Origin of the sequence: Aeromonas sp. OTU364 (assembly GCF_038440395.1) — a bacterium.
In the GTDB taxonomy this organism is placed as follows: domain Bacteria; phylum Pseudomonadota; class Gammaproteobacteria; order Enterobacterales; family Aeromonadaceae; genus Aeromonas.
Map to the genome: position 1 here is coordinate 25,208 of NZ_JASATR010000016.1, position 25,067 is coordinate 50,274.

The 25,067-nt window shown below is 65.0% G+C and carries 22 protein-coding genes and 2 pseudogenes; 14 read left to right on the plus strand and 10 right to left on the minus strand.

Annotation, left to right across the window (positions count from 1 at the left end; all coding sequences use genetic code 11):
- Positions 1-54: 54 nt before the first annotated feature.
- Positions 55-945, minus strand: a complete 891-nt coding sequence (locus tag AAHB08_RS15450) for a LysR family transcriptional regulator (RefSeq protein WP_342059411.1) — start codon at positions 943-945, stop codon at positions 55-57.
- 114 nt (positions 946-1,059) lie between these two features.
- Between AAHB08_RS15450 and AAHB08_RS15455 the strand changes: the two genes are divergently transcribed.
- The 6 genes from AAHB08_RS15455 (at position 1,060) to AAHB08_RS15480 (ending at position 7,047) form a co-directional block, all read left to right on the plus strand.
- On the plus strand, positions 1,060-2,211 hold the full coding sequence (locus AAHB08_RS15455) for a methionine aminotransferase (RefSeq protein ID WP_342059412.1): 1,152 nt from the start codon (positions 1,060-1,062) through the stop codon (positions 2,209-2,211).
- An 8-nt stretch (positions 2,212-2,219) separates the two neighbouring features.
- Positions 2,220-3,035, plus strand: a complete 816-nt coding sequence (locus AAHB08_RS15460) for a carbon-nitrogen hydrolase family protein (protein WP_342059413.1) — start codon at positions 2,220-2,222, stop codon at positions 3,033-3,035.
- A 53-nt stretch (positions 3,036-3,088) separates the two neighbouring features.
- Positions 3,089-3,859, plus strand: a complete 771-nt coding sequence (locus AAHB08_RS15465) for an ABC transporter substrate-binding protein (RefSeq protein WP_342059414.1) — start codon at positions 3,089-3,091, stop codon at positions 3,857-3,859.
- A 203-nt stretch (positions 3,860-4,062) separates the two neighbouring features.
- The gene (locus AAHB08_RS15470) at positions 4,063-4,779 is read left to right on the plus strand and encodes a metallophosphoesterase (protein WP_342059415.1); all 717 of its coding nucleotides are present in this window, start codon (positions 4,063-4,065) and stop codon (positions 4,777-4,779) included.
- A gap of 187 nt (positions 4,780-4,966) precedes the next feature.
- Complete coding sequence (sbcB, locus tag AAHB08_RS15475) at positions 4,967-6,394, plus strand: exodeoxyribonuclease I (protein ID WP_342059416.1); 1,428 nt, start codon at positions 4,967-4,969, stop codon at positions 6,392-6,394.
- A gap of 146 nt (positions 6,395-6,540) precedes the next feature.
- Positions 6,541-7,047: a hypothetical protein gene (locus AAHB08_RS15480; protein WP_342059417.1), complete on the plus strand. Its 507-nt coding sequence runs from the start codon at positions 6,541-6,543 to the stop codon at positions 7,045-7,047.
- A 58-nt stretch (positions 7,048-7,105) separates the two neighbouring features.
- On the opposite strand, the gene AAHB08_RS15485 is transcribed toward AAHB08_RS15480, so the two are convergent.
- Positions 7,106-8,821 carry a glycoside hydrolase family 36 protein gene (locus tag AAHB08_RS15485; protein WP_342059418.1) on the minus strand — a complete coding sequence of 572 codons (1,716 nt, stop codon included), beginning with the start codon at positions 8,819-8,821 and terminating at the stop codon, positions 7,106-7,108.
- 130 nt (positions 8,822-8,951) lie between these two features.
- Between AAHB08_RS15485 and AAHB08_RS15490 the strand changes: the two genes are divergently transcribed.
- The 3 genes from AAHB08_RS15490 to cdd all read left to right on the plus strand — a co-directional run bounded on the left by AAHB08_RS15490 (position 8,952) and on the right by cdd (position 11,109).
- The gene (locus AAHB08_RS15490; RefSeq protein WP_139435327.1) at positions 8,952-9,311 is read left to right on the plus strand and encodes a CidA/LrgA family protein; all 360 of its coding nucleotides are present in this window, start codon (positions 8,952-8,954) and stop codon (positions 9,309-9,311) included.
- Positions 9,308-9,994, plus strand: a complete 687-nt coding sequence (locus tag AAHB08_RS15495) for an LrgB family protein (protein WP_247626647.1) — start codon at positions 9,308-9,310, stop codon at positions 9,992-9,994. The genes AAHB08_RS15490 and AAHB08_RS15495 overlap by 4 nt, the downstream gene beginning before the upstream one ends.
- 233 nt (positions 9,995-10,227) lie before the next feature.
- Positions 10,228-11,109 (plus strand): cytidine deaminase, encoded by an 882-nt coding sequence (gene cdd / locus AAHB08_RS15500; protein ID WP_139435323.1) that lies wholly within the window; start codon positions 10,228-10,230, stop codon positions 11,107-11,109.
- 128 nt (positions 11,110-11,237) lie between these two features.
- Here cdd and AAHB08_RS15505 read toward each other — a convergent pair whose 3' ends face one another.
- From AAHB08_RS15505 to AAHB08_RS15515, 3 genes are all read right to left on the minus strand, one after another.
- Positions 11,238-12,902, minus strand: a complete 1,665-nt coding sequence (locus AAHB08_RS15505) for an AMP-binding protein (protein WP_342059419.1) — start codon at positions 12,900-12,902, stop codon at positions 11,238-11,240.
- A 99-nt stretch (positions 12,903-13,001) separates the two neighbouring features.
- Positions 13,002-13,280, minus strand: a complete 279-nt coding sequence (locus tag AAHB08_RS15510; RefSeq protein WP_005332956.1) for a YfcL family protein — start codon at positions 13,278-13,280, stop codon at positions 13,002-13,004.
- 108 nt (positions 13,281-13,388) lie between these two features.
- Entirely contained in the window at positions 13,389-14,504 is a 1,116-nt protein-coding gene (locus AAHB08_RS15515) for an ATP-NAD kinase family protein (protein WP_342059420.1), read from the minus strand.
- Between the two features lie 118 nt (positions 14,505-14,622).
- Here AAHB08_RS15515 and AAHB08_RS15520 point away from each other — a divergent pair, with 118 nt between their 5' ends.
- A complete protein-coding gene (locus tag AAHB08_RS15520) occupies positions 14,623-15,345 on the plus strand; it encodes a TerC family protein (RefSeq protein ID WP_404838290.1) in 723 nt (240 codons plus the stop codon).
- A gap of 79 nt (positions 15,346-15,424) precedes the next feature.
- Here the strand turns inward: AAHB08_RS15520 and aroG are convergent, their stop codons facing one another.
- From aroG to AAHB08_RS15545, 5 genes are all read right to left on the minus strand, one after another.
- Positions 15,425-16,480 carry a 3-deoxy-7-phosphoheptulonate synthase AroG gene (gene aroG / locus AAHB08_RS15525; RefSeq protein WP_265437431.1) on the minus strand — a complete coding sequence of 352 codons (1,056 nt, stop codon included), beginning with the start codon at positions 16,478-16,480 and terminating at the stop codon, positions 15,425-15,427.
- A 208-nt stretch (positions 16,481-16,688) separates the two neighbouring features.
- Complete coding sequence (gene aroA / locus AAHB08_RS15530) at positions 16,689-17,969, minus strand: 3-phosphoshikimate 1-carboxyvinyltransferase (protein ID WP_163156478.1); 1,281 nt, start codon at positions 17,967-17,969, stop codon at positions 16,689-16,691.
- Between the two features lie 172 nt (positions 17,970-18,141).
- Positions 18,142-19,230, minus strand: coding sequence for a 3-phosphoserine/phosphohydroxythreonine transaminase (serC, locus tag AAHB08_RS15535; protein WP_342059421.1), 1,089 nt, complete (start codon positions 19,228-19,230; stop codon positions 18,142-18,144).
- A gap of 225 nt (positions 19,231-19,455) precedes the next feature.
- Complete coding sequence (locus tag AAHB08_RS15540; RefSeq protein ID WP_247626650.1) at positions 19,456-20,385, minus strand: electron transfer flavoprotein subunit alpha/FixB family protein; 930 nt, start codon at positions 20,383-20,385, stop codon at positions 19,456-19,458.
- Between the two features lie 103 nt (positions 20,386-20,488).
- On the minus strand, positions 20,489-21,241 hold the full coding sequence (locus tag AAHB08_RS15545; protein ID WP_342059422.1) for an electron transfer flavoprotein subunit beta/FixA family protein: 753 nt from the start codon (positions 21,239-21,241) through the stop codon (positions 20,489-20,491).
- A gap of 126 nt (positions 21,242-21,367) precedes the next feature.
- Here AAHB08_RS15545 and AAHB08_RS15550 point away from each other — a divergent pair.
- The 4 genes and pseudogenes from AAHB08_RS15550 (at position 21,368) to AAHB08_RS15560 (ending at position 25,059) form a co-directional block, all read left to right on the plus strand.
- Positions 21,368-23,128: pseudogene (locus AAHB08_RS15550) on the plus strand (electron transfer flavoprotein-ubiquinone oxidoreductase).
- 19 nt (positions 23,129-23,147) lie between these two features.
- Positions 23,148-23,228, plus strand: a pseudogene (locus AAHB08_RS21175) (4Fe-4S dicluster domain-containing protein); the annotation flags it as partial.
- Positions 23,229-23,518: 290 nt separating this feature from the next.
- Positions 23,519-24,466, plus strand: coding sequence for a magnesium/cobalt transporter CorA (corA, locus tag AAHB08_RS15555; RefSeq protein ID WP_005332981.1), 948 nt, complete (start codon positions 23,519-23,521; stop codon positions 24,464-24,466).
- Positions 24,467-24,597: 131 nt separating this feature from the next.
- Positions 24,598-25,059 (plus strand): DUF2919 domain-containing protein, encoded by a 462-nt coding sequence (locus AAHB08_RS15560; protein ID WP_342059423.1) that lies wholly within the window; start codon positions 24,598-24,600, stop codon positions 25,057-25,059.
- The last annotated feature ends 8 nt before the right edge of the window (positions 25,060-25,067 follow it).

The window sequence follows — 25,067 nt, forward strand, 5'->3', positions numbered from 1 at the left end:
CAGCAGCCCCATGATCACAGCCCCGCCCGCGGGGCTGTTTCTGTTAATGCCCCCTCAAGGGTGCGCCTCCCCCTCCAGCAGCCAGTGACAGACCCGCTGCACCCCGTGGCGCCGGCTGTCGGGGCGGGCGAGCAGGGCGTATTCGTGATCCGTCTCCAGCACGGGGGCAAAGGGGGCGACCAGGGCGCCGCTCTCCAGCTCCTCGGCCACTATGGTCGGGTCCCCGAGGGAGAGGCCGAACCCCTGCAGGGCGGCATTCATCGCCAGGTCCAGGGTATCGAACAGCTGCCCTCCCTGGGGCTGCCAGGGGGCGTCGAGGAAGGCGGCAAACCAGTTGCGCCAGTCCCGCCGATCGGCGCTGGCATGGATGAGGGGCAGCAGGGGCAGCTCGCTCAGGTCGCGCTCGAACAGGTGATGCTTGGCGGCAAACGCCGGGGCGCAGACCGGGGTCAGCCGCTCCCGAAACAGGGGCTGGCTGTGGGGATAGCGCCCCAGGCAGGGTTGATAGACGATGGCGAGATCGAAGGGCTCCCGGGAGAAGTCGATGCCGTGGCTGTGGCTGCCGCGCACCTCCACCGCCTCCCCCTCGAACGCCTGCAACCGCCGCAGCAACCAGCGGCTGGCGCAGGAGGGCACCTTGATGCTGATCGCCTGCTCGTGGGGCAGGGTCTGCAGGGCACTGAGCCCCTCCCCCATGCGGCTCAGCCCTTCGCGAACGAAGGGCAGCAGCCGCTCGGCGGCCGGGGTCAAGGTGAGGCAGCGGGTGCCGCGCACGAACAGCAGGTGCCCCAGGCGTGCCTCCAGCTGGGCGATCTGCTTGCTCACCGCCCCCTGGCTCACGCACAGCTCGTCGGCGGCCAGGGTGAAACTCAGATGGCGGGCAGAACACTCGAAAACCTGCAGGCCATAGAGGGGCAACTGGCTGCGGGGTTGGGTGGACAACATACAAGCCTCCATGCTTGAGAAAAACTCATGCATAACATGCCGAATAATCCGTTGTCCGGCAACCCTTGCGGGGGCTAAAAAGGGACCTCTTTCACACACTCAGGTGACGGCGCCATGTCTTCCCCCCGCATTGTCAGCAAACTGCCCCAGGTGGGCACCACCATCTTCAGCGTGATCGGGGATCTGGCCGCCCGCCATCCCAGCATCAACCTCTCCCAGGGGGCGCCGAGCTTCCCCTGCGATCCCGAGCTCATCCGGGTGACCCATGAGGCCATGCTGGCGGGAGAGAACCAGTATGCCCCCATGACGGGGCTGCCCGCCCTGCGCGAGCAGCTGGCGGCCAAGATAGCGACCAGCTATGGCCACCACTATGACGCGGGCGAGGAGGTCACCATCACCGCCAGCGCCAGCGAGGCTCTGTTCTGCGCCATCACCGCCCTGGTCCACCCCGGCGACGAGGTGATCATGTTCGAGCCGGCGTTCGACAGCTACCGCCCCATGATCCAGCTGCAGGGAGCCACCCCTGTGGTGATCGCCCTCAAGGCGCCGGACTTTGCCATCCCCTGGGAGGAGGTGGCCGCCCGCATCACACCGCGCACCCGCATGATAGTGCTCAACACCCCCCACAACCCCACCGGCACCGTCTGGCAGGCGGGGGATCAGGAGCACCTCGCCCGCCTGGTGCGCGGCACCGACATCCTCATCCTCTCGGACGAGGTGTACGAGCACGTGGTATTCGACGGCGCCCTGCACCAGAGCGTCATCCGCTATCCGGAGCTGGTGGAGCGCTCCGTCGCCGTCTTCTCCTTCGGCAAGACCTTCCACGTCACCGGCTGGCGGGTGGGTTACTGCGTGGCGCCCCGCCCCCTGATGGAGGAGATCCGCAAGGTGCACCAGTTCGCCATGTTCGCCGCCGACACCCCCATGCAGTACGGCTTCGCCCACCTGTTGCAGCAACCGGCCCACTATCAGGGGCTGGCGGCCTTCTACCAGCGCAAGCGCGACCTGCTGACCTCGGCCCTGGCGGATTCGCGCCTGACCCTGCTCCCCTCGGCGGGCAGCTTCTTCATGCTGGCGAGCTACGAGCGCATCAGCGACGAGCCGGACAGCCTGTTCGTGCAGCGGCTCATCCGCGATCACGGGGTCGCCACCATACCGGTCTCCGCCTTCTATCACGACGGCACGGATCAGCGGGTCATCCGCCTCTCCTTCTCCAAGGATGACGACACCCTGCTGGCGGGCGCCGAGCGCCTGTGCGGCGTCTAGGAGGCACCATGGATTCAGTGCGCGTTGCCGTCCTCCAGATGGTCTCCGGGGATGATCTCGACCACAACCTGGCCCAGGCCGAGGCCCTGCTGCGTCAGGCGGCGGCCGAGGGGGCCGAGCTGGCCCTGCTGCCCGAATACTTCTACCTGATGCCCGTCGATGAGCGGGCGCGGGTGGCCCTGGCCGCCCCCGTGAGCAGTCACCCCCTGCTGGCCTGGGCCCGGGAGCTGGCCCGGGAGCTCGGGATCTGGCTGCTGGCGGGCACCCTGCCCCTTGAAAGCGACGAGCCCGGCAAGATGCACAACAGCAGCCTGCTCATCGACCCGCAAGGTGAGCTCGCGAGCCGCTACGACAAGCTGCACCTGTTTGGCTTTTGCACCGGGCAGGAGCAGTATGACGAGGCCGCGACCATGAGCCCGGGCCGGGAGGTGGTGAGCCATCCCCTGCCCTGGGGGCTGCTGCGCTTCGGGATCTGCTACGACCTGCGCTTCCCGGAGCTGTTTCGCCTGGACCCTGCCCCCGATTTCATCGCCCTGCCCGCCGCCTTCACCCACACCACGGGGCTCGCGCACTGGGAGCTGCTGCTGCGGGCCCGGGCGGTGGAGAACCTGGCCTTCGTGCTGGCCAGCGCCCAGGGAGGTGAGCACCCCGGCGGGCGCCGTACCTTCGGCCACAGCATGATCATCGATCCCTGGGGCCGGGTACTGGCCCAGGTAGAGGAGGGTCAGGGACTGGCCATCGCCACCCTGGATCTGGCGGCCCAGCGCAGGGTGCGCAGCCAGTTGCCGGCCCTCGCCCATCGCAAAATAGCCGTCGGCCCTTGAGGCCGGCACCCTTTAGCACGCTAGGAATGACACCACACTTCAAGGGACTGACCATGAAACTCAACACACTGATGATGCTGGTGGCCCTGGCCACCGCCGGCCAGGCGGCCGCCAAACCCCTGGTGATCGCCACCGACGCCACCTATCCCCCGTTCGAGATGGTCGACAGCAGCGGCAAGCTCGGCGGCTTCGAGGTCGATCTGGCCTATGCCCTGTGCGCGGCCATGAAGACCGAGTGCGAGGTGATCAATCAGCCTTGGGATGCCCTGCTGCCCGGTCTGCAGGTGCGCAAATACGACGCCATCATGTCCTCCATGAACATCACCGACGAGCGGCGCCAGAAGGTCGCCTTCAGCCAGGTCTACTACATGATGCAGAACCGCTTCGTGGGGCGCAGCGACAAGGCGGGCGACTTTGCCGACACCCCTGAGCACTTCAAGGGCAAGGTGATCGCGGTGCAGGAGGGCACCCCCCAGGACAACTTCATCACCGCCCGTTACGGTGAGGTGGCCAAGATCAAGCGCTACGTCAACGCCCAGTCCCCCATGCTGGATCTGCAGTCCAGCCGCGCCGACTACACCTTCGGCAACATGGTGCAGTTGAAGGTGGGCTTCCTCGACAAGGAGATGGGCAAGCAGTTCGCCTTCGTCGGTCCCCAGTTCAACGGCACCCAGGACAAGATCCTGGGAGAAGGGGTGGCGGTGGCCCTGCGCAAGAACGATGACAAGCTCAAGGCCCGCTTCGATGCCGCCATCGAGAGCGTCAAGGCCGACGGCACCTTCGACACCCTGCTCAAGAAGTACCAGCTCGAAGATCTGCTCTGATCCCGACGACGGACCGCCATCACACCATGCCAGTCGACACCGACTGGCATTTTTTATCCCGGTGAGGCGGCGCGTCCGGGCATGCTGGCGTTTACCTCTTCAAGGTCGAGGCCAAGCGTGCCATGCTGCAGCTATCCATGGGCCATTAACGGGCCATCGCGCAACCGCCGTTGCCGCGCACCGACCAGGCAAGGAGGCTAGCCATGAATCCGTCCCCGCTGATCAGACGCTTCTCCCGCAATCCTCTGGGGCGGGATCTCGCCGTCGGCGATATCCACGGCTACTTTTCGCGGCTGGAACAGACCCTGAACCAGGCGGGATTCGATCCCGCTCGGGATCGCCTCTTCTCCGTGGGGGATCTGACGGATCGCGGCCCCGACTGCACAGCCGTGCTCGAGTGGCTGGCCAGGCCCTGGTTTCACCCTGTCTGCGGCAATCACGACGACTACGTCTGCCGCTACGAGAGCTGCGATCGGGAGAACTGGATCCAGAACGGCGGCGGCTGGTTTCAGCAGCTGACCCCGGACGAGCAGGAGGCGTTCGCCGCCCACTACCGCACCCTGCCCCTTGCCATCGAGGTGGCCACCCCGGCCGGCCCGGTCGGGCTGCTCCACGCCGATTGCCCCTTCCCCTCCTGGCAGGGGCTGCTGGACCAACTGGATGCGGGGGTGAGCGGCGGCAGGCTGCGCGCCATCAAGAACGTCTGCCTCTGGTCAAGGCGCCGCATCGAGCGGCTGGACGAGAGCGGTGTCGAGGATCTCGTCGCCCTGGTGGTGGGCCACACCCCGGTGGGCCGCCCGGCCCGTCTTGGCAATGTGTACTACATAGACACCGGCGGCTGGTACCCCGACGAAGGCGGCTACTTCACCCTGCTCGACCTCCACACCCTGATGCCGCTGCCCCCGGGTATGGCCCGATAAGCCCCCATCCAGCCGCAATCCTGCACAGCCCCCTGAGCCGACGCCCTGAGCGTTCAATAAACCGGCAGCCAGGGCGCCCGGGCTTCGCTCTGCCTGCGCTATGGTTTACCATGCTGGCAACTGCGGTGCATGGCACCGCCCACCCAGGCGCCATGGCGCCGCCATCGGACACCTCACCTCGAGCAACATGAGCAAAACAGCACAGCCCGGCAGCGAGCCCACCTTCTACTTTCACGACTACGAGACCTTCGGCATCAGTCCCGCCAGGGACAGGCCGTCGCAGTTTGCGGGCATTCGCACCGACGCCGATTTCAACCTCATCGGCGAGCCGCTGGTGATCTATTGCAAGCCGCCCGCGGACTACCTGCCGGAGCCGGAAGCCTGCCTCATCACCGGCATCACGCCGCAGAAGGCGATGAAGGACGGGCTCTGCGAGGCGGACTTCATTCGCCAGATCCACGAGCAGTTCGCCACCCCGAACACCTGTGTGCTGGGCTACAACAGCATCCGCTTCGATGACGAGGTGACCCGCTACACCCTTTATCGCAACTTCTACGACCCCTATGCCTACGCCTGGCAGAACGGCAACTCCCGCTGGGACATCCTCGACATGCTGCGGGCCTGCTACGCCCTGCGGCCTGAGGGGATCACCTGGGCCTTCGACGAGGAGGGCAAGCCGAGCTTCCGACTGGAGAAACTGACGGTGGCCAACGGGGTGGCCCACGCCAACGCCCACGATGCGCTCTCGGACGTCTTGGCCACCATAGAGATGGCCAGGCTGGTGAAAAAGGCCCAGCCCAAGCTGTTTGACTACCTGTTTGCCCTGCGCAACAAGAACAAGGTGAAGGCCCTCATCGACGTGGTGACCATGAAGCCGCTGGTGCACGTCTCCGGCATGTTCTCCCCCTGGCAGGGGTGCGCAAGCTGGGTGTCACCGCTCGCCTGGCACCCCAGCAACCAGAACGCGGTGATCATGGTGGATCTGACCCGCGACCCCACCCCCCTCATCGAGCTCACCAGCGAGGAGATCCGCGAACGCCTCTACACCAGGAAGGATGATCTCGGGGATCTGGCGGCCATTCCGGTCAAACTGGTGCACATCAACAAGTGCCCGGTGCTGGCGCCAGCCGCCACCCTGACCCCGGAGCGGGCCGACCAGCTTGGCATCGACCGGGAGCAGTGTCGCAAGAGCCTGGATCTGCTGCGGGCCCACCCCGAGGTGCGGGAAAAACTGGTGGAGGTGTTCAATCAGGAGTTTGCCGGCAGCAACGACAGCGATCCCGATACCCAGCTCTACGCCGGTTTCTTCGGCCACGGCGACAAGGCCACCATGGATCTGGTGCGCGCCACCCCGGCGGAGCTGCTGGGTGAGCGGGAGTTTGCCTTCAGCGACCCGCGCCTGCCCCAGATGCTGTTCCGCTACCGCGCCCGCAACTGGCCCCACACCCTGAGCGAAGCGGAGCAGAAGCGCTGGCGCCTGCACTGCAGCGACTACTTCAGCCGCCGCCTGCCGGACTATGTGCCCCGTCTCGAGGCGCTGGCGGAGCAGAATCAGGGTAACGAACGGAACTTTGCGATTCTGAAGAGTCTCTATCGCTACCTGGAAGATCTATGAGATGTGAGGCGTTTCACACATAAAACCCTGTCGGCTCCCCGCGCTCGCGACATAATGAGCAGGGGAGCCAAGCTCCTGATAGTTTGATAATTACATGCGCTGCCGGCATGGATGCCGCGCCTCGACTGTTGGGGATCTCACGTTTTATGCGCTCAGCACTGCCTGCTCTCACCCTTGTCGCCTGTGCCTTGCTGCCCCAGAGCACCCTGGCCGGGGTACGTTTCGAAGTGCCAGACTATCTGCTGCGTCTGCCGGAGCAGACCTATAGGCTCATCGAGCGCAACTTCAGCACCCTCTACCGGCAGACCGACTTCACCCCCCAGATCACCAACAGCTATTTCAACCACTCGGATCTCTATCGCTTCGCCGGCATTCCCCTGGCCATCACGCCCCAGAACGGCTTCCAGATGGAGATCTTCGGCCAGCTCTACAACAAGTCGTCCCAGATCTATGCCCAGATGAGCCAGGATCTCTCCCTCTACCGCACCCTGCGGGTGGACATGATGGGGGATCAGAGCGACGAGGTCGCCATCGGCATGGGGCTCGGCATTCCCCTCAGCGCCCGCCTGACCCTCAAGGCGCTCGCCTCCAGCAACGAGATCCCGGGCTATGGCTCCGCCAACTACGCCATCGGGATGGAGTGGCATTTCTAGGGGTCAACCCCACCCGATAAAAAGGCTCCCAAGGGAGCCTTTTTGCTGAGTGCAACATTCAGGAGTAGCGGATCACCGCCCCCTGGCCCCCCGCCAGTTCCAGCGTCTCTCCCAGGGGGGTGTCGTCCCAGAAATCCCTGCCCCCCGCGGGCAGCGCCATCTTTGTGGCTTGCTCGCCCCAGTTGAACAGGCAGAGCAGCTCGCCGCCCCCGGGCAGCGCCACCCGCCCGCGCTCAAATGTCATCCCCTCGAAGCGAGCCGCCGGGGTGCGCGCCGCGCACAGGGCCAGCAGCTTGCCAAGGTGCGCCCCCTGCCCCTCGTCCAGATCCTGCAATCGGTCCCCCGCCAGCACCATGCCACCGCTCGCCACCAGGGCAGCCAGGTGGAAGTCGTACTCGGCGCGGCTGGCGTGCTGGCCCGGGATATCCCGCAGGCAGACGCAGTCGGGATCCAGCGCCCAGAGCCTGTCGTTTTGCCAGGCGCGACAGAAGGCTTCCCGCGCTATCTGGCGAAAACGCCGGCCCTGGCGCTCCACGTCATCGCTCACCCGCATGCCGTGCACCAGGCCAAGGCTTGGCCAGATGGGGGCGTTGCAACCGAGCAGGAAGGCGCCCTCCCCCGCCCCGCGCAGGATGGCGGCCATGCCGCGTCTATAGGCCTCGACCCGGGTGGCGGCGGGGTCGTGGAAGCGCCCGCCGTGGATGGCGCCCCAGAAGTTCGCATCGAGCTTGAAGTAGTGGATGCCCCACTGCTCGCGCAGGGTGCGAAACACCTGCTCGAGGTGGGCCTGCACCTCGGGATGGGTGCCGTCCAGCACATACCAGGGGGTGCAGCGCCAGCCGCCGTAGGTGACCCGCTCCGAGGGGAGCGGCAGGCCATCCTCCCCCTTCACGAACCACTCCGGATGCTGCTGGAATACCTGGGAGCCGGGCTCGGCGATAAAGGGGGCGACCCAGAGCGCGGGCTCGCAGCCGGCGGCGCGGATCTCCCCGGCCAGGGTTGCCACCCCCTGCTCGAACTTGGGGGAAGGGGTGAGCCAGTCCCCCATTTTCGCCTGATAGCCGTCGTCTATCTGCACGTAGCGCAGGGCCGGGAAGCGCACCGCCCGCACCGCCAGGTTCTCGCGAATGTCGGCGGCGCTCACGTCCGCATAGTAGTGATACCAGGAGCACCAGCCACTCGGGCGCGCGGGCACCTCGTTCACCAGCGAAGGGTGTTCGGCCTCGATATAGTCCGCCAGCGCCCCCAGCAGGGCCTCCCTGTCCGGCCCCTCCAGGCAGATCAGCGCCTCGCTCTGCCAGTGCTGGCCGGGTGCGAGGGTGCGCCCTTCGGCGTTCATCACTATCTCGAGGCGCCCGTCCGGAAAGAGGCGAAACTCCCCGCCAAAGCGCTGGCAGCTCGCGAACGCCAGCAGCAGCCAGCCCCCCTCGCAGGCCACCAGCAGCAGGTTGTGCACCGTGTGATAGCCGTCGTCGTCGGTGATGCGATAGACGCCGGCGTCGGGGCAGCGGCCCACCGGCTCGGGGGCCTGCCAGCTGCCCATGGTCTGGGCCAGCATCTGGAACCCCTCTCCGTAGATGGCCGCCTCGGGAGAGAGGCCGAGCTTCCCCTCAAACAGCCGCCAGTGACGAACGGCCTCGGGGCTGGCCCCCCTGTTGTCCAGCCTCACCCGGCACAGGGGGCCCTCCCACTGACGGGTTTGCAGCAGCTGGGGAGGCAGGGCGGGATCGGCGGGCAACTGGCGCAACCTGGCCAGGAGAGAGGGGTACGACATGGGAACTCCTTCTGGTGAATGGGGATGATGCCGGGGCCATTGTATCCCCTGCGGGTCAGTTGACCCTGTTCCATGCCCCCCGTGCCTGTTAAACTGCGACCTCGCTCACAGTTGCCAAGATGAGGCCCCCGTGTTGTTGCAACGCGCCTTGCGCTACCTCCGTGATTTTCTGGTCATCATCGCCTGCCTGCTGGCGGGCAAGGCCCTGGCCGCCCTGCTGCCCTTCGTCTTCCCCGGCAGCATCCTCGGCATGCTGCTGCTGTTCGTGCTGCTCTCCCTGCAGCTGATCCGCTTCTCCTGGGTCGAGCAGGGGGGCGGCCTGCTGCTGCGTCACATGGGGGTCCTGTTCGTGCCGGTCGCCGTCGGTCTGGTGGCCTGGCTCGAGCCCCTGCGCCAGTCGTTTGGCCTCATCATGCTCTGCGTCGTGCTCGGCATAGTGCTGATCCTGGGGGCGGTCGGCCACCTCTACCAGAGGATGAACAGAGAATGATGTTCTGGTTCGCCCTGCCCCTGACCCTGGCCCTCTATTTCATGACCCGGGCCCTCTATCGCCGCCTGCCCTGGCCCGTCATCAATCCGGTGCTGATCCCCACCGCCGCCATCATAGGCCTGCTGCTCTGGCTGGATCTGCCGCTGGATCAGTACCAGCGCGGCACCGCCCCCATCACGGCCCTGCTGGAGCCCGCCGTGGTGGCGCTGGCGCTGCCCCTCTACCAGCAGGCGCGCCAGATCCGGGACAAGCTCAAGCCCATCGTCCTCTGCACCCTCACCTCTGTGCTCATCTCGGTCTGCACCACCTTAGGCATTGGCCACCTGATGGGGGCGGATCCGGCACTGCTCGCCTCCATCGCCACCAAGTCCATCACCACGCCGCTCGCCATGAGCGTCAGCCAGTCCCTCGGCGGTATTCCCGCCATCGCCGCCGCCGTGGTGGTGGTGGTGGGGATACTGGGGGCCCTGATAGGCTATCCCCTGCTCAGGCTGATGCGAGTGACCGACCCCGAGGCCCAGGGGCTCGCCATGGGGGCCTGCGCCCACGCCATCGGCACCGCCGCCTCCGCCGAGCAGGGGGTCACCCAGGGGGCCTTCTCGTCGCTCGCCATGGTGGTGTGCGGCGTGCTGACCGCCGCCGTCGCCCCCCTGCTGTTTGCCCTCTATCACTGGCTGACCTGAGCCCGGCCCCCCTCTGCCATGGTCGCCCCTGCGGCCATGGCCTCCTTGCCCTGCAATCACAGCCATAGGGCACAGCCACTCCCCTGATGCTGCGAGCAAGCGCACAGATTGCGAAAGACAAACGTTTCCTTTACCATCCCCGCCCCTTTGCCCATCAAGGCGTGAGCGCGCTCACACATTTCGCCGCGCTTGCTCCCTACAATGGCCCCCCAATTGGCCTTTGAGGACACAGTATGCATCCCCGCTTTGCCAAGCCATTCGAGACCCTTTCCGCCCCGCTCCAGGCCGCCCTGCTGCCCATGCTGGGGGACGATTTCCAGGCCCGTTTCACCCCTGAGCAGGTGGCGACCCTGAAAGCCGCCACCGGGCTCGACGATCGGGCCCTGCGCCTGGCCCTGCTGCCGCTGGCGGCCGCCTGCTCGGTGGCCCCCATCTCCAGGTTCTTCGTCGGCGCCATCGCCTGCGGCCTGAGCGGCGCCTGGTATTTTGGCGCCAACATGGAGTTTGCGGGCCAGGGGCTGTTCCACTCGGTGCACGCCGAGCAGTCCGCCATCTCCAACGCCTGGCTCGGCGGCGAGACCGGGATCAGTGAGATCACCGTCAACTACACCCCCTGCGGTCACTGCCGCCAGTTCATGAACGAGCTGAGCACCGCCAAGACCCTCAAAGTCTCCCTGCCGGATGACTTGAGCGAGCTGCAATCCTTCCTGCCCCACTCCTTCGGCCCCGCCGATCTTGACATCACCGATGCCCTGATGAGCCCCCAGGCTCACGACGAGCTCAAGCTCGAGAGCGACGACCCCCTGTGGCAGGCCGCGCTGGCCGCCGCCCGCCAGAGCTATGCCCCCTACAGCCAGGGCTATGCCGCGGTGGCGCTGCAGTTCGAGGACGGGCGTATCTTCTGCGGCCGCTACGCCGAGAACGCCGCCTTCAACCCAAGCCTCCCCCCCATGCAGATGGCCTGCGCCCACGCGGTACTGAATGGCGAGGAGCTCACCACAGTGCGCCGCGCCGTGCTGCTGGAGAGCAAGGATGGCCAGATCAGCCAGCGGGATTCGGCCCAGTCGACCCTCAAGGCGCTGGGACTGGTGGAGCTGGAGTACCAGGCCGTCTAGACCGATTCGTTGAGTGCAAAAAGGGGAGCCACTGGCTCCCCTTTGTCATTTGATTTTTTAATGGTGTGGCGCTTTGCATTGATTTGCCAAATGCCCAGAGGGGCCCGGGAGGCCCCTCGTCGGCCCTGTCAGGACTCCCAGATGATGGTCCTGACACCGGACCAGCGTTCCCCGATGTCCGCGTATTGTTGCTCCAGCAGGTGGCGGCGGATCTTCATGGTGGGGGTCAGCACCCCGTTCTCGATATTCCAGGGATGCTTGACCACCAGGATGCCGCGCAGGCGGGCATGGGATTCGAGCTGGCCGTTGACCCGGGTCAGGGCGGCCTCCAGCTGGGCGTCGACCACTCCCCTGTCCCCCTTCATGGCGCTCTCGGCCAGCTGCACCAGGGCGACCGGCTGCGGCATGCCGTAACCGATGACGCACAGCTGCTCTATGATGGGCTCCTGCCCCAGCAGCCCCTCGATGGGCACGGGGGCCACGTACTTGCCCTTGGCGGTCTTGAACACGTCCTTCATCCGGCCCGTGATGGTGAGGTAGCCCTCCCGGTCCAGCTTGCCCATGTCGCCGGTGTGGAGCCAGCCGTCGTCATCGATGGCCTCGCGGCTGTGCTCGGGATCCTTGTAGTAGCCCAGCATCATGCCGTCGCAGCGGCAGAGGATCTCCCCCTCGTCGGAGATCTTGATGGTCACCCCGGGCCCGGCCTTGCCGACGGTGCCTATCTTGTCGGCCCGGAACGGGAAGTTGAGGGTGGAGTAGGCGTGGTTCTCGGTCATGCCCCAGGCCTCGGTGATCTCGAGGCCTATGCTGTGATACCACTCCAGCAGGGCCGGGGCCACCGGGGCAGAGCCGCAGCCCAGCACCCGCGCCTGATCCAGCCCCAACCCCTTCTGCAGCTTGCTCTTGATGAGGCCCGAGACGAGGGGGATCTTGAGCAGCAGCGCCAGCTTTTTCTGGGGCAGCTTCTCGTGGATCTTGATGCGGAACATGGCCCACAGCCGCGGCACCGAGATGAAGACGGTGGGACGGCAGCGCTTGACGTCCTCGATGAAGGTGTCGAGGGATTCGGGGAAGGCGATGGTGGCGCCGCTGAACAGGCTGCCGCCGTAGATGTAGACCCGCTCCGTGATGTGGGCGAGCGGCAGGTAGGAGAAGCCGCGATCCGCCGCCGTCAGGGAGACCGCTTCCACCAGCTTCTCGCAGGACCAGGCGTAGCGCTCCACGCTCAGCATGGCGCCCTTGGGCTTGCCGGTGCTGCCGGAGGTGTAGACCAGGCTCAGCAGGGCGTCCGGCGCCTGCACCGGGCTGTCCGGGATGGGCTCATGGGCATCGAGCAGCGCGTCCCACTGGTGGGGAGCCGGCATGGTGTCGTACGGCAGGGCGATACGCAGCAGATCCGCGGGCACCCCCGCCTCCTGGCTCTTCCAGTCGTCCAGCTTGCCGACGAAGATCGCCTTGGCCTCGCTGTGGCGCAGCACGTATTCGATGGTGTCGACGTTGGCGGTCGGGTAGATGGGCACGCTCACGTAGCCCCCCATCTGCATCGCCAGATCGGCGATGAACCACTGGGCACAATTCTTGGAGAGCAGGGCCACCTTGTCCCCCGGCACCAGCCCCAGATGACGCAGTGCCGTCACCATGCGGCGCGCCTCGTCGGCGACCTCACCCCAGGTGAAGTCGACGTATTCGCGGTGGATGGTCTGGCGAAGATAGATCCGGTCGGGACACTGCCGCTCCCAGTGATAGAGCATCTCGAGCGGCAGTTTGGTGGCAATGCGTGAGGTGGAGGCCATAGTTTAATCCCTGAAACAAAAGGCGAGCCTCATTATTAACCTTTTGATAACACTCAGGGAAGCAGATTACTTAAACTTCTGTTTGAATTGCGAATGGGATCAAGCTTCCGCCTGCTGCTGCAGCCGCTTCCACATCTCCTGCACCAGCACCTCGTCCTGCTCGGAGAGCTCCCCCTGCAAGATGGCCTCGTTCAGGCTGCGCAGCACATAGCTCTTTACGTCCCGCACCAGCGTCTTGCCCTCCAGCTCGGCGCGTGCGACCGCGAGGGAGATATGACCCCGCAGGTAGCCGCCCGCAAACAGCTCGTCCTCGCTGGCCGTGGCGACCATGGCGTCGATCAGTCCCAACAACTTGTGTTCAAAATCGTGAATCGTCATTTAACGCAGCCTCATTTCCGGGATTGCCGGCAAAAAATTCGGGGGAGTGGAACCGCGATCCGGTTGATCGCGGCTCTCTGGCGCCAGGCCAGCCGCATCCTTGATGTCCTATTCCGGGTTGGCCACCGGGTAGATGACCTGATCCTTGTATCCCGTGGTGATGCGCAGATAACCACGTAACGACCGGTTCAGTGCCGGATCGTCGGTATCCACCAGCAGCGGACGGCCCTCGAGAGCCGCCAGCTTGGACTTGGTGGCGAGCACCTGGATATGGTCTCGCCCGACGGCCCGGATCACGTCTGGACTCAATTGCTGATTTCCGCGCCCGAACAGATGTCCCTGGCCACCGATCAGGGTGATGATCAGGCGGCAGCGACGGCCGCGGATCCGGGTCAGGATCTCGGCGGCGGAGAGATCCTGCCCGATAAGCCGGCCATTTTCCACCAGATCCACACCGAGCAAGGTATTTTCGAGACCGAGCTCGGCCATGCAGGCGGCCACCGTGCTCCCCGACCCCATCAGGTAGAGGGTATCGGGCTCCATCTGCTCCACCACACCGGCGGCGAGATCGGCGAGCACCAGCTCCTCGGACTCCTTTCCGCCCTGCTTGACCGCCTGGACGTAGCGCAGATCCCCGGGCACCAGCAGCTGGCCGTAATGGCGGGCACGCACCTTGCCGGCGCGAAACGCCTCCTCGTCGATGTCCATCACCTCCGCATCCACCAGGCTCAGGAGCTCCCCTGCGATCATTCTGGCCGCCACCCGGCCACTCGCCGCCGGCGTCACCCCGTAGACCCCGGAGTGGATCTTGCACCCCGCCGGGATGCCGAGCACATGGCAGGACTCCCCCACAGCCGCGCAGATGTCCCGGGCTGTGCCGTCGCCACCGGCGAAGAGCAGCAGATCCACCCCCGCTTCCCGCAGGGCCAGGGCGGCGGCCCGGGTGTCCTCGGCGCAGGTCTGGGCCCCGGCTGGCTGGTAGACGATGCGGTGCGGCAGATGCAGCTCGGCGGCGAGCGTCTCCCCCATCTCCCCCGCCACCGTCAGCAGCTCGAACGGCGTGGACAGCTCGCACAGGGGCAGCAGGGCATGGCGGGCCCGCTCCCGGGCCTTGGGGACGGCGCCCCGCGCCAGCGCCTCGGCCACCATGCCGTCACTGCCCTTGAGACCGACGGCCCCGCCGATGCCGGCGATGGGGTTGATGATGAGCCCTAATCGAAACATGTTTTCCTCCCGTTGGATGGCTGCCATTTTTATCTTTTCCCGCCACTGGGACAAGCCATAACCCCCTGCTAGAATGCGCGACTTCACCCCTCAATCAAAGTTCAACCAAGGTTCTATCATGCTGGAATGGATTGCTGACCCCTCCGCCTGGGTCGCGCTCGCCACCCTGACCCTGCTCGAGATCGTGCTGGGCATCGACAACATCATCTTCATCTCCATCCTGGTGGGGCGCCTGCCGGAAGCCCAGCGCCAGAAGGCGCGCATTCTGGGACTCGGACTCGCCATGGGCACCCGCATCCTGCTGCTGCTCTCCCTCGCCTGGGTGATGCGCCTCACCGAGCCGCTGTTCAGCGTGCTGAATGAAGCCATCTCCGGCCGGGATCTGATCCTGCTGGTGGGGGGCCTGTTCCTCATCGCCAAGAGCACCCACGAGATCCACCAGAGCCTGGAGGGCGCCGCCGAGGAGCCCGGCATGGTGAGCAAGACCGCCGGTTTCATGTCGACACTGGTGCAGATCGCCATCCTCGACATCATCTTCAGCCTGGACTCCGTCATCACAGCCGTCGGCATGGCGGACCACGTGCCTGTCATGGTGCTGGCCATCGTCATCGCCGTCGGCGTCATGATGTTTGCCGCCAAGGCCATCGGCGACTTCGTCGACACCCACCCCACCATCAAGATGCTGGCCCTCTCCTTCCTGATCCTGGTCGGGGTCGCCCTGATGGCCGAAGGGCTGGATCTGCACATTCCGAAGGGTTACATCTACTTCGCCATGGCCTTCTCGCTGGTGGTGGAGATGATCAACATCCGCCTGCGTGGCCACCAGGAGCGGGCCAAGTAGGCCCTCTTCCCGAGCCAACAAAAAGCGCGACCGAAGTCGCGCTTTTTTATTGCCGTGAGCGGGGCATCCCGCCCCGGTTTCAGAGTGCGTTGCGGGTGGCGACCGCATCGGCCAGATTGCGCAGCAGCACCTCGGTATCGGCCCAGCCGATGCAGGCATCGGTGATGCTCTGGCCGAAGGTGAGCTCGCACCCTTCCACCAGATCCTGACGCCCCTCCACCAGGTGGCTCTCCACCATGACACCGAACACCGCCTTGCTGCCGGCGCGCAGCTGACCGGCCACGTCCTCGGCCACCAGCATCTGGTTCTTGAACTGCTTGCTGCTGTTGGCGTGGCTGAAGTCGATCATCACCTTCTGCGGCAGACCCGCCTTGTCCAGCCCCTTCACCACCTCATCCACGTGGGCGGCGCTGTAGTTCGGCTCGCGGCCGCCGCGCAATATGATGTGACAATCCGGGTTGCCGGCGGTCGAGACGATGGCGGAGTGGCCGTACTTGGTCACCGACAGGAAGTGGTGCGGGGCGCTGGCGGCGCCGATGGCATCGATGGCCACCTTGATGGTGCCGTCGGTGCCGTTCTTGAAGCCCACCGGGCAGGAGAGACCGGAGGCCAGCTCGCGGTGCACCTGGGATTCGGTGGTACGGGCACCGATGGCGCCCCAGCTCATCAGATCCGCCACGTATTGCGGGGTGATCATGTCGAGGAACTCGGAGGCGGTCGGCAGCCCCATGTCGTTGAGATCCAGCAAGAGCTTGCGACCTAGGCGCAGGCCGTCATTGATCTGGCAGCTGTTGTCGAGGTAGGGGTCGTTGATCAGCCCCTTCCAGCCGACCGTGGTGCGCGGCTTCTCGAAGTAGACCCGCATCACGATCTCCAGCTGATCTTTCAGCTCGTCGCGCAGGGTCTTGAGGCGCTTGCCGTATTCCAGGGCGGCCACCGGATCGTGGATGGAGCAGGGACCTATCACCACCAGCAGGCGCTGATCGTCACCGGCCAGGATGTTGTGGATGGCCTGACGGGATTCAAACACGGTGGACGAGGCGGTCTCGGTCGCCGGAAACTTCTCAAGCACCGCAACCGGGGGCAATAACTCTTTGATTTCACTGATACGAACGTCGTCGGTTTGATGCTGCATGACCAAGTTTCCTGCTAAATGACTGCGATGAAGAAACTTCAATCTAGCCCGCGACCGGGACGGTGTAAATAGAAAATTACATTCTTGGACAAGGAATTTTATCTGCACACCTTGCAAGTTTGGATAATGCTGCTAAAGGGCGTTGGCAAACCGGGGAGAAGACGGGAGGCAGAAACGAACGGGCCCGCACAAGGCGGGCCCGACGGACTCAGGCCTGGCTGATGCTGGCCAGCTTGGTGAAGTAGTCCGGGAAGGTCTTGGAGGTACAACCCGGATCATTGATGGTGACCGCGGTATCGGAGAGCGCCACCAGGGAGAAGCACATGGCGATGCGGTGATCGTTGTAGGTATCGATCTCGGCGTGCTTGAGCTGTTCCGGCGGCGTCACTGTGATGAAGTCGTGCCCCTCCTCCACTTCCACGCCCAGCTTGCGCAGCTCGGTCGCCATGGCGTGCAGGCGATCCGTCTCCTTCACCCGCCAGTTGTAAATGTTGCGAATGGCGGTGGGCCCCTTCGCAAACAGCGCCGCCACGGCGATGGTCATGGCCGCATCGGGGATGTGGTTCATGTCCATGTCGACGCCGTGCAGGGGGGCCTGCTCGGCCTCGATGAAGTCGTCACCCCAGGTGATGCGGGCGCCCATCTTCTCCAGCACGTCGGCGAAGTGGATGTCCCCCTGGATGCTGTGCTTGCCGATGCCGGTGACCCGCACCTTGCCCTTGATGGCGCCTGCCGCGAGGAAGTAGGAGGCGCTGGAGGCATCCCCTTCCACCAGGAAGTCACCGGGGCTGACATAGGTCTGGTTGCCCTTGATGTAGAACACCTTGTAGTCGTCATGCTCGATGACCACCCCGAACTGCTTCATGATGTGCAGGGTGATGTCGATGTAGGGCTTGGAGACCAGCTCCCCCTTGATGTGGATGCGGGTGTCGCCCGCCGCCATGGGGGCCGCCATCAGGAAGGCGGTCAGGAACTGGCTGGAGACGGAGCCGTCGACGTGCACGTCGCCGCCCCACAGACCCTTGGCGTCTACCACCAGGGGCGGATAGCCATCTTTTTTCAGGTACTGGATATGGGCACCCGCTTCGCGCAGGGCATCCACCAGATGACCGATGGGACGCTCCTCCATGCGCGGCTCGCCCCCCAGCATGTACTCACCGGAGCCCAGACAGAGCGCCGCACAGAGTGGGCGCATGGCGGTGCCGGCGTTGCCGAGGAAGAGGTTGACCGGTGCCGATACCGCAAAGCTGCGACCCAGGCCATGCACGGTGCACTCCGTCTTGTCGGCGGAGAGCTTGTACTTGACCCCGAGCTGGGTCAGCGCCGCCAGCATGTGGCGGATGTCATCGCTGTCGAGCAGGTTGGTCAGCCGGGTAGTGCCTCGTGCCAGGGCTGCCAGCAGCAGGGCACGGTTAGAGACACTTTTGGAGCCAGGTAGATTGACCACCCCGGCCACGCTAGAAATGGGTTCCAAACGCAACGAATTCATAGACTTCCTGTACAATCTCAAGTAAATCACCTGACCGGACGTTAACAGCCCGCGCCCCGCGCGGCAAGACCGTCTGTGGCACAAAACCGGGGCAACCGGGCTGGCGGTCAGGATCTTCTGGAAAAACAGACGCCGGGGAGTCCCCGGCGCCTTGCTATCGGGGGAACAGGCCTCAGCCGTGGCGCTTGGCAAAGCCATCCATGAAGCTGACCAGGGCCTTGACCCCTTCCAGCGGCATGGCGTTGTAGAGGCTGGCGCGCATGCCGCCGACGATGCGGTGCCCCTTGAGCGCCAGCAGACCGGCCGCTTCCGACTCCGCCAGGAACTGCTTGTCCAGGGCCTCGTTTTTCAGCTGGAAGGGCACGTTCATGCGGGAGCGGCAGGCCACGTCCACCTTGTTGCCGTAGAAGCTGGAGTCGTCGAGGTAGCCGTAGAGGAAATCGGCCTTCGCCTTGTTGCGCGCCTCCATCGCCTCCAGTCCGCCCTGTTCTTTCAGCCACTCGAACACCAGACCGGCCAGATACCAGGCGTAGGTGGGGGGAGTGTTGAACATGGAGTCGTTCTTGGCGGTGAGCTGGTAGTCGAAGATAGAGGGCACGTCGGCACGGGCCTGGTTCAGCAGGTCGTCCCGTACTATGGCGATGGCCAGCCCAGAGGGGCCTATGTTCTTCTGGGCACCGGCGTAGAGGATGCCGAAGCGGCTCACGTCGATGGGACGGGAGAGGATGGTGGAGGAGAGATCCGCCACCAGGGGGACATCGCCGGTGGCCGGGATATCGAACATCTCGATGCCATCTATGGTTTCGTTCGGGCAGTAGTGCACATAGGCCGCGTCGGCACGAAACGCCGGGGTCGGCAACAGGTGGCTTATCCCCTGTTCGTTCTTGGCGACCCCCTGGAAGGTCTGGATCTCCCCGTATTTCTGGGCCTCATCCACGGCGCTCTGGGCCCAGACGCCGGTCACCAGGTAATCCGCCTTCTTGTTGGCGCCACCCAGCAGGTTCATGGGCACGGCAGAGAACTGGCCGCGACCGCCGCCGTGCATGAACAACACCTTGTAGTTGTCCGGCACCGCCAGCAGATCCCGCAGATCCGCTTCGGCCTTCTCGGCGACCGCCATATAGGGCTTGCCGCGATGGGACAGCTCCATGACCGAGGCTCCCAGCCCCTGGAAATTACAAAATTCGCGCTGGGCGCGCTCCATGACTTCAACCGGCAACATGGCGGGGCCGGCGCAGAAGTTGTAAATCTGTTTGCTCATGACGCTTTCCGTGAATGGATGAGTGTGATCGGTGACTTGAATGTTTTTACACGACAGGCCCCCGTCGGGGCAAAGGCTTTTTGGGATCCAGCGCAACCTTTTACCTCACATGGCCGACGCCGCCGCCATGGAAAAAGCCCTGAACGGGCCAGGGCTTGCAGAGAACATGCATGGAAACGGGGGCGAGACAGCACAGACGGCTTTCTGCGCCCCCTTTTGGCACATTTACAGCTTGGCGGTGAGCTCAGGCAGCAGGGTGAAGAGATCCCCCACCAGGCCGTAGTCCGCAACCTGGAAGATGGGGGCCTCGGCATCCTTGTTGATGGCGACGATCACCTTGGACTCCTTCATCCCCGCCAGATGCTGGATGGCCCCGGAGATGCCGATGGCGATGTAGAGCTCGGGGGCCACCACCTTGCCGGTCTGTCCCACCTGTAGATCGTTGGCCACAAAGCCTGCATCCACCGCGGCCCGCGAGGCCCCCACAGCCCCGCCGAGCTTGTCGGCCAGGGCTTCAATCAGGGCAAACTGCGCCTTGGAGCCGAGCGCCCGCCCGCCCGAGACCACCACCCGGGCCGCGCCGAGCTCGGGCCGTGCGGAGCGCACCGCACGCCGCTCGATGAGCCGGGTCCGGCACGCCAGCTCGGGGACGGGAAGGTGCTCGACCCTGGCCCCAGCCCCCCCGCTCTCGACGCCAGGGAAGGCCGATGCCCGTATGCCGAGCACCTTGACGGGCGCCGTGCTCGCCACCCGGGCAATGGCGTTGCCCGCATAGAGGGGACGCAGGAAGGTATCCGGCCCCTCTATGCCCGTCACCTCGGAGATCATCTCCACCCCCAGCCTGGCCGCCACCCTCGGCAGCAGATCCTTGCCGTGACTGCTCGCCGCCATCAGGCAGTGCTGATAGTCCCGCACCACGGGGGCCAGCAGTCGGTCGAGCCCGTCATTGAGCCCTTCCGCCAGCATGGGGTGCTCGGCCAGCAGCACCCGGTTGACCCCCTGCAAGGAGGCCGCCTGCTCCCCCGCCTCCGCCAGCCCCTGACCCAGCAGCAGCAGGTGGACCTCGGCGCCGAGCAGGCTCGCCGCCGTGACCAGACGGGCGGCGCTGTCCGCCAGCTGGCCCTGATGATGTTCGGCAATGATGAGTACGCTCATGGCAGCACCTTGATGTCGTCCGTTGATCTTCCTGTCCCTTCGCCAACGCGCCCGCTGGCGGCAATCGGCCGGCCCGCGGGATAGGCCTTGACCCTCAATGCGCTCATGGGATCACCTTGGCTTCGTTCTTGAGCTTGTCCAGCAGCTCGTCCACCGAGCCCACCCTGACACCGGCGCGTCGGGGGGCTGGCGCCATCACCCCGAGCAACCGGGTCTGACCGGCTGGCTCGACCCCCAGGGCCGCAAAGGGGGCGCTCTCGAGCGGTTTGCGCTTGGCCTTCATGATGTTGGGCAGCGAGGCGAAGCGGGGTTCGTTGAGGCGCAGATCCACGGTCACCACGGCAGGCAGCCCCATGCCGAGGGTCTCGAGACCGCCGTCTATCTCGCGGGTCACCTGCAGCTCCCCCTCCACCAGACTGACGGCGGAGGCGAAGGTGGCGAGCGGCCAGTCGCACAGGGCCGAGAGCATCTGGCCCACCTGGTTGTTGTCAGAGTCGATGGACTGCTTGCCGAGCAGCACCAGACTGGGCTGCTCCTGCTCGCACACCTGTTGCAGGGCACGGGCCACGGTGAGTGGAGTGAGCGTCTCATCGGTCACATAATGGCGGGCCCGATCCGCCCCCAGCGCCAGGGCATGGCGCAGCTGTTCGGCCGCCGCCTCCGGGCCAAAGGTCACCACCACCAGCTCGGTGGCCACCCCGGCTTCGCGCAGCCTCACCCCCTCCTCCACCGCGATCTCACAAAACGGGTTGATGCCCATCTTCACATTGGCGAGCTCCACATCGGAGCCATCGCTCTTGACCCGGATCCTGACGTTGAAATCAACGACCCGTTTGACAGCGACCAGCAGCTTCATGGCGGTCATCCCTCGTATCGGTTGAGTGAATCCATTTTGCACTCTCACACTTTTATGCTGACAAAATGGTTTACGTTTACGTAAACTACCAGCACTACCCTAGGCCAAGTCGAGCGCAGAGGCAAGATGGAACGCGAAGCAATGGAATTTGATGTCGTCATCGTCGGTGGCGGCCCGGCGGGCCTCAGCGCCGCCATCGCATTGAAGCAGCAGGCCCCGGATCTCTCGGTCTGCCTGCTGGAGAAGGGGGCAGAAGTGGGCGCCCATCTGCTCTCCGGCGCCCTGCTCGATCCCGTCGCCCTCAAGGAGCTGCTGCCGGCGCGCTGGCAAGAGGCCCCCCTCGGCGTACCGGTCACGGATGACCAGGTCCATCTGCTGCAAAGCGCGTCCAGCGCCCTGCAACTGCCCCGCTGGGCGGTACCGCCGCGCATGCACAACGACGGCTGCCACATCATCAGCCTCGGCAACCTCTGCCGCTGGCTCGCCCGGGAGGCCGAGGCGCTCGGGGTCGAGATCTACCCCGGCTTCGCGGCGAGCGAGCTCATAGTGGAAGAGAACAGGATAAGAGGGGTGCTGACGGGGGATCTGGGTCTCGACAAAGAGGGCAATCCCAAGGCGGATCACGTGCCCGGCATGGCACTCTATGGCCGCTATACCCTGTTCGCCGAAGGAGCCCGCGGCCACCTTGGCAAGCAGCTTGGCGCCCTGTTCACGCTGGAAAAAACCGCCCAGCCCCGGCACCAACCGCAGCACTATGCCATCGGCTTCAAGGAGCTGTGGCAGGTGCCCGCCGGTCAGTCCCATCCCGGCCGCGTGCTGCACGGCAGCGGCTGGCCGCTCGGGGAGCAGCGGGGCAGCAAGAGTCAGGGGGGCTTCTATCTCTATCATCTGGCAGATAACCAGGTGGCGGTCGGCCTTATCGTCGATCTCAACTACCAGAATCCCTGGCTCAGTCCGTTCGACGAGTTCCAGCGCCTCAAGCACCACCCTCTTATCGCCCAGACCCTGCAGGGGGGGGAGCGCATCAGCTACGGCGCCAGGGCCATCACCAAGGGGGGCTGGCACTCCCTGCCCCGCATGCACTTTCCCGGTGGCCTGCTCATCGGCTGCGATGCGGGCACCCTGGATTTTTCCCGCATCAAGGGTATTCACACTGCCATGAAGTCCGGCATGCTGGCGGCCGCCACTGTCGCCATGAGCCTGCGCGGCGGCGATGAGGGCGGGCGGGACCTCGCCGAGTATAGCGATGCGCTGCAACAGAGCTGGCTGGCCCGGGAGTTGATCGCGGCCCGCAACTTTGGCGCCGCCCTGCACCGTTTCGGCCCCTGGCTCGGCGGCGCCTTCAACTGGCTGGAGCAGCGGCTGTTCCCCCGCGCCTCTCCTTTTACCCTGCTGGACAAGGAGCCGGACTATCGCCAACTGCGCCTGGCCGGCCGCTGCCAGCCCATCGACTACCCCAAGCCGGACGGGTGGCTCAGCTTTGACAAGCTCTCCTCTGTGTACCTGGCCAACACCAGCCACGACGAGGATCAGCCCTGCCACCTGAGGCTCCAGGACGAGCGCATCCCGGTGGCGGTCAACCTGCCCACCTGGGCCGAACCCGCCCAGCGTTACTGCCCGGCCGGGGTGTTCGAGATCCTGGATGGGGATACCAGGCCAAGGCTGCAGATCAACGCCGCCAACTGCATTCACTGCAAGACCTGTGACATCAAGGATCCCAGCCAGAACATCGTCTGGACGCCGCCCCAGGGAGGGTCGGGGCCAAACTATCCCAATATGTGACCGGCGCAGTTCGGGCTGAGGCCTGACATCAAGGATGCGCAGCCCCAGAACATCGTCTGGACACCGCCCCAGGGAGGCTCGGGGCCGAACTATCCCAATATGTGAGATAGGCAAACCGGCTGGTGACATCAAGGATGCGCAGCCCCAGAACATCGTCTGGACACCGCCTCAGGGAGGATCCGGCCCGAACTATCCCAATATGTGATCCCTGGGATGCAGGGATCCTGGTCAATTTATCCCCCGGCACTCCCCCGCCTGGGCCAGGTTATGCCAGCCCAGGCAGCTGCTCCGACCTCGCCGTTTTTTTGAGCAAACAGGCTGAAGCCCCGATGAATAGCCCCTGACAAGCGGGGCCCGCCCCTGTATAGTTCGCCGCATTCAGGTTGTCCATCGGCCTCGTTATGCTATTTCATGGGATCGCTTTCTGTGCGATCTAAGGCCGCATGAACCTGTGCAACCATCCCTGATTACCCATGACTTCTTAAGGGGGGACAGATGATCACCGCCTACATTCTCAACAACAAGGTGCTGGACATAGTCACGCTCGGGCCGGACGACATAGTCCCCGACAACACCGTCTGGCTGGATGCCTACAAGCCGGATACAGCGGAGCGAGAATGGTTGACGGGCCTGTTTCTGGAAGAGGTCCCCGACAAGGAAGAGCTGGACGACATAGAGGCGTCCGCCCGTTTCTACTGGGACACAGATGGTCTGCACATCCACTCCCTGTTCCCCCAGCGCATCGGCCGCGACACCAAGGGTGTCCACGTCTCCTTTACCCTGCGCAACAACCTGCTGATCAGCATTCGCGAGGATGACATCGGCCTGGTGCGCCTGCTGCGCCACTACATGCGTCAGGACCGGCTGGAGGTGGAGAACGCCCTCGACATCCTGCTGGAGGTGCAGAACCTCAAGGTGGAGTACCTCTCGGATCTCATCGAGGATGGCTACAAGACCCTGGAAAACACCGCCGATCAGATCTTCGAGCCGGATCAGATCAACTCCATGCTCAAGGAGCTGATGGCCCAGGAAGAGGCCAACGGCCAGATCCGTCTCTCCCTGCACGATACCCGCCGTGCCCTGCGCTTCCTCAAACGCAGCCTGCGCCAACGGATGACCGGCGAGCAGAACAAGTGGATCGACGAGATGCTGCACGACGTGGAGTCCCTCTTGCCCCACACCCAGTTCCTGTTCGACAAGATCAACTTCCAGCTGGAGGCCTCCATGGGGGTGACCAATCTGGAGCAGAACAAGGTGATCAAGATCTTCTCGGTGGCCGCGGTCATCTTCCTGCCGCCGACGCTTATCGCCAGCATCTACGGCATGAACTTCGGCCGCATGCCGGAGCTCGCCTGGGAGTACGGCTATCAGATGTCGCTGGTGCTGATGGTAATGTCGTCGCTCGGCACCGGCCTCTTCTTCAAGCGCAAGGGCTGGCTGTAACGTCACCTAGCGTCAGACAAGCCGAACTGAGATTGGGGGGCGTGGCCCCCCGATTCATTGCCCTGCCTTGCAAAGGGCCGCCCCCCGCCCCATATCCCCTGCATCAATAGTTCAACCCCGGAGCGGGCCTTATGACCCTCTACCCCGAACATCGCTACGACGATCATGGCCAGCTGCGCCCGCCGCTCTGGTTCTGGCCCATCGCCCTCTTGCTGACTCGCTCGGTCTGGCTGTTTCTGATGGCCGGCGTCACCCGGGAGAGCGGCAGCGCCATCCTGACCCTCTTCTACCCGGACAAGATGAGCCTCTATCTCGGCCTGCTGACGGACGTGCCCGCCATGCTGGCGCTGCTCGCCTGCGGCGGCACCTATCAGCAGACCCAGGGCATTCGCGCCAGACTCAGGCGCCACAGCCGGGGCCTGCTGCTCTGCTCCACAGCGAGCGGTCTGCTGATGCAGCTGCACAGCCTCAATCTGCAGGCATGGTCGTTCAGCTGGCCCACCGCCCTGGTGCTGGTCGCCAGCCTCTGGGCGCTCTGGTATCTGCTCAAGAGCCGCCAGCTGCGGGATTACACCCGGGATCAACCCCATTAACAGGCGCC

Bases quoted from the DNA above. Each gene is read 5' to 3' on its own strand.
- AAHB08_RS15450 (WP_342059411.1), bottom strand. From the start codon at position 945: ATGTTGTCCACCCAACCCCGCAGCCAGTTGCCCCTCTATGGCCTGCAG.
- AAHB08_RS15455 (WP_342059412.1), top strand. From the start codon at position 1,060: ATGTCTTCCCCCCGCATTGTCAGCAAACTGCCCCAGGTGGGCACCACC.
- AAHB08_RS15460 (WP_342059413.1), top strand. From the start codon at position 2,220: ATGGATTCAGTGCGCGTTGCCGTCCTCCAGATGGTCTCCGGGGATGAT.
- AAHB08_RS15465 (WP_342059414.1), top strand. From the start codon at position 3,089: ATGAAACTCAACACACTGATGATGCTGGTGGCCCTGGCCACCGCCGGC.
- AAHB08_RS15470 (WP_342059415.1), top strand. From the start codon at position 4,063: ATGAATCCGTCCCCGCTGATCAGACGCTTCTCCCGCAATCCTCTGGGG.
- sbcB (WP_342059416.1), top strand. From the start codon at position 4,967: ATGAGCAAAACAGCACAGCCCGGCAGCGAGCCCACCTTCTACTTTCAC.
- AAHB08_RS15480 (WP_342059417.1), top strand. From the start codon at position 6,541: ATGCGCTCAGCACTGCCTGCTCTCACCCTTGTCGCCTGTGCCTTGCTG.
- AAHB08_RS15485 (WP_342059418.1), bottom strand. From the start codon at position 8,821: ATGTCGTACCCCTCTCTCCTGGCCAGGTTGCGCCAGTTGCCCGCCGAT.
- AAHB08_RS15495 (WP_247626647.1), top strand. From the start codon at position 9,308: ATGATGTTCTGGTTCGCCCTGCCCCTGACCCTGGCCCTCTATTTCATG.
- cdd (WP_139435323.1), top strand. From the start codon at position 10,228: ATGCATCCCCGCTTTGCCAAGCCATTCGAGACCCTTTCCGCCCCGCTC.
- AAHB08_RS15505 (WP_342059419.1), bottom strand. From the start codon at position 12,902: ATGGCCTCCACCTCACGCATTGCCACCAAACTGCCGCTCGAGATGCTC.
- AAHB08_RS15510 (WP_005332956.1), bottom strand. From the start codon at position 13,280: ATGACGATTCACGATTTTGAACACAAGTTGTTGGGACTGATCGACGCC.
- AAHB08_RS15515 (WP_342059420.1), bottom strand. From the start codon at position 14,504: ATGTTTCGATTAGGGCTCATCATCAACCCCATCGCCGGCATCGGCGGG.
- AAHB08_RS15520 (WP_404838290.1), top strand. From the start codon at position 14,623: ATGCTGGAATGGATTGCTGACCCCTCCGCCTGGGTCGCGCTCGCCACC.
- aroG (WP_265437431.1), bottom strand. From the start codon at position 16,480: ATGCAGCATCAAACCGACGACGTTCGTATCAGTGAAATCAAAGAGTTA.
- aroA (WP_163156478.1), bottom strand. From the start codon at position 17,969: ATGAATTCGTTGCGTTTGGAACCCATTTCTAGCGTGGCCGGGGTGGTC.
- serC (WP_342059421.1), bottom strand. From the start codon at position 19,230: ATGAGCAAACAGATTTACAACTTCTGCGCCGGCCCCGCCATGTTGCCG.
- AAHB08_RS15540 (WP_247626650.1), bottom strand. From the start codon at position 20,385: ATGAGCGTACTCATCATTGCCGAACATCATCAGGGCCAGCTGGCGGAC.
- AAHB08_RS15545 (WP_342059422.1), bottom strand. From the start codon at position 21,241: ATGAAGCTGCTGGTCGCTGTCAAACGGGTCGTTGATTTCAACGTCAGG.
- corA (WP_005332981.1), top strand. From the start codon at position 23,519: ATGATCACCGCCTACATTCTCAACAACAAGGTGCTGGACATAGTCACG.
- AAHB08_RS15560 (WP_342059423.1), top strand. From the start codon at position 24,598: ATGACCCTCTACCCCGAACATCGCTACGACGATCATGGCCAGCTGCGC.